Annotated in this window: 3 protein-coding genes and 1 tRNA gene; 2 read left to right on the forward strand and 2 right to left on the reverse strand. The window is 26.1% G+C overall.

The window, feature by feature from the left end; all coding sequences use genetic code 11:
* Positions 1-130 precede the first annotated feature (130 nt).
* Both B0174_RS11925 and B0174_RS11930 read left to right on the forward strand, forming a co-directional pair.
* A complete protein-coding gene (locus B0174_RS11925) occupies positions 131-2,221 on the forward strand; it encodes an Eco57I restriction-modification methylase domain-containing protein (RefSeq protein ID WP_108561310.1) in 2,091 nt (696 codons plus the stop codon).
* Positions 2,218-2,469: a hypothetical protein gene (locus tag B0174_RS11930; protein WP_108561313.1), complete on the forward strand. Its 252-nt coding sequence runs from the start codon at positions 2,218-2,220 to the stop codon at positions 2,467-2,469. Before B0174_RS11925 ends, B0174_RS11930 begins: the two co-directional genes overlap by 4 nt.
* 22 nt (positions 2,470-2,491) lie before the next feature.
* Here the strand turns inward: B0174_RS11930 and B0174_RS12460 are convergent, their stop codons facing one another.
* Complete coding sequence (locus tag B0174_RS12460; protein ID WP_108561316.1) at positions 2,492-2,908, reverse strand: DUF6538 domain-containing protein; 417 nt, start codon at positions 2,906-2,908, stop codon at positions 2,492-2,494.
* A gap of 81 nt (positions 2,909-2,989) precedes the next feature.
* A tRNA-Thr gene (locus B0174_RS11940) sits at positions 2,990-3,065 on the reverse strand.
* Between the last annotated feature and the right edge of the window lie 141 nt (positions 3,066-3,206).

Below are 3,206 nucleotides of genomic sequence, written 5' to 3' on the forward strand. Positions count from 1 at the left end.
ATTTTATTATAATAGAGTTAGAAGTCATAGTTATTTAGGAAATTTATCACCTGTTAAATTTGAAGAAAAACAAGAAAAAGAAAAAGTGTTACAATCTGAAATGGTGGCTTAGGGATTAGCAAAAAAGTGTATGTTTTTTAGTTACCTCTCCAGAGCATTTTTTACTCCTAGTTACATTACAGAATTTATGTCTAAAAGCACTTTAGAAACATTAATAATTGAGAAGTTTAATAGTCATGGCTTCATTGGAGATTCAATTAATGATATAGGGGATAATATTTCAAAAAAGCAACTCATAAACGCAAAAGAGATATTTAATTCTATTACAATATGTGACCCTGCAATTGGAAGCGGTCACTACCTTGTTTCAATTCTAAATACAATGTTATTATATAAAGCGAAATTGGGCTTGTTTGATAATATAGATGAAAATCAGTTATCCATAGTTGATGATATGTTAGTAATTAATAATATAGATGATTACAATAATAGTATGATTGATAAAACAGTTCATAAAATATATAAAGAACTTTATGAGTCCAAACAACTTATTATTGAAAATTCATTATTTGGGGTTGATATTAACCCTAAATCGGTTTATATATCAAGACTCCGATTATGGATAGAGCTTTTAAAACATACTTATTTTATAACAAAAAAAGAGTTGGTATTGTTGCCTAATATTGATATTAATATTAGACAAGGAAACTCGTTACTTTCAAAATATCTATTAAATGAAGATTTTAATTCATTATTTAAGGTAGATATTTTTACTAACTATAAAGATTTAGTAAAAGAGTATAAAAATCCAAAAAATAACAGAATAGAAATACAAGATAGGATAGATGATGTAAAATACAAATTTGATGATGATTATGAAAATAAAAATAAATTTGAATGGAGATATGAATTTCCTGAAATTTTAGATAATAATGGCAAATTTATTGGATTTGATTTAATAATAGGTAATCCACCTTATATCAGACAAGAATTAATAAAAGAACTAAAGCCTTTACTAGAAGAAAATTATGAGGTTTATAAAAGCACATCAGATTTATACACATATTTTTATGAGTTATCTTTTAATCTTTTAAAAAATGATGGAATTATTGCATTACTTAGTTCTAATAAATTTTGTAGAGCAGATTATGGATACAGCTTAAGAAAATTTCTAAAAGACAAAACAAAAATTATTTCAATAGTTGATTTTGAAAAACAAAAGCAATTTAAAGAAGCTACTACGGATATCCTAATTTTTATAACCCAAAAAAAAACTCAAAAAGATAATGATTTTTCAGTTTTAGACCATCAACTAAATCAAAAATATACTATGAAACAAGATGAATTAAACTATTCCCATTATAGCTTTTCAAATAGTGAAAATCAAACTTTAATTAATAAAATTAATGGTTTGGGTACACCTCTCAAAGATTGGAATGTTAAAATCAAAAGAGGTATATTGACAGGATTAAATGAGGCTTTTATAATTAATCAACAAGAAAAAGATACTTTAATATCACAAGATGGGAAAAACAAAGAGGTTATAGTGCCAATATTAAAAGGTGCAGATGTAAAAAAATACAAAATTAATTTTAATAATGAATATTTGCTGAATATACATAACAATCCAAGCATTGATATTGAAGAATACCAAAAAATAAAAAATCATCTAAATCAGTTTGAACAAAAACTACAAACAAGGAGCGATAAAGGAAGTACCATTTATAATTTAAGGGATTGCAAATTTATTTCATATTTTAAACAAGAAAAAATAATTTGGCAAGAGCTAACTGATAAATCAAATTTTACCTTAGATACTAATGGTTATTATACATTAGCAGGTACTTTTATAATGACTGGCACGAATTTAAAATATATTTTATCTATCTTAAATAGTAAATTAATAGAGTGGTATTTTCACTCAATGGCTAATAGTTCTGGAACAGGTACAATGCAATGGAAAAAAACTTTTGTTGAAAGATTACCAATAGTAAAAATAGATAAAAAAGAACAAAATAAAATCATAAGTTTGGTTGATTTAATTTTATCTCAAAATAGCGACCACAATTACTCAGGACTAAAACAACAAATAGATGAAAAAGTATATCAAATGTATAATTTAACGAGTGAAGAAATAGAGCTTATTGAAAATTGGTATAAGGATAAATTTTTAAAAAAGAAAATTCTGAATAAAGTACCAAAACAAGGTAAATTATTATGAGCAAAGAACCATCAGAATTAAAAATAAATTACAATCATGAAACAAGGATAATATCATTACAAGCCTATAGCGAGGGTTTCTTTAATTGGGAAAAAGATATTACACAAGAGATTATGGAGTGTGCTATTGAAAAGCTCTTTGATGATATGGATTGTCCTACCAATGGTGGGATTATTCAACTACAAAGAGTTAATGATAAAAGAAATGGAGTCAATAAGGTTTTAGCAGAGGTTATTAAGAAAAAATAGCCTCTTTTTTTGTGAAAAGTATTCAAGTTTTGACTTGGGTTACTTTGCCACATAAGAGCGAAAAATTAACGACAGATACTCTTTTAGATGTGACTACAGATTCATCTAAGTAATATTGTTTAAACTCTTCAAGGCACTCTTTATGTGTTTTAATCTTTTTATTATTCATTACTGTAGTTGAAGGATTACTAAGGTTAAATCTATCATTGAACTTTTTTACTAATTCACTTAGTTCTGATAAATCGCAAATACCAGTATCTGATAATAATTCAATCTTTCTATATAGTTTTATAATTGGTTTAGATTTAATTATTGCGTCTTTATAAGATTTTGTCTTTAAACTTTTGTTTATTTCACACTTATTGAACACGTTTTTTAGTCTATCAGGAATCCTTATCCTAATCTTATAATTGTTAGCTGAAGTCTTTATTATATACACTAAAAGAACCTAAAATGGAACTAGTTTTGTGTATCATTTTGTGTATCATTTTTATTACAAAAGTCAGAAACCCCCGTAAACTGGTGCTCACAATCGGAGTTGAACCGATAACCTCTTCCTTACCATGGAATTGCTCTACCATTGGAGCTATGCAAGCTTGAGGATGTATTATAGCGAAGAGGAGCATAATAAGTGATAAAGTGATTGAAGGATGATATTAGAGAGCATAAAAGAATAAGAAATAAAGAAGAGTAAAATGGAAATAAAAAACAAAAAGAAGAATACAGATAAAAAGCAA

Source organism: Arcobacter caeni (genome assembly GCF_003063245.1).
In the GTDB taxonomy this organism is placed as follows: Bacteria; Campylobacterota; Campylobacteria; order Campylobacterales; family Arcobacteraceae; genus Aliarcobacter; species Aliarcobacter caeni.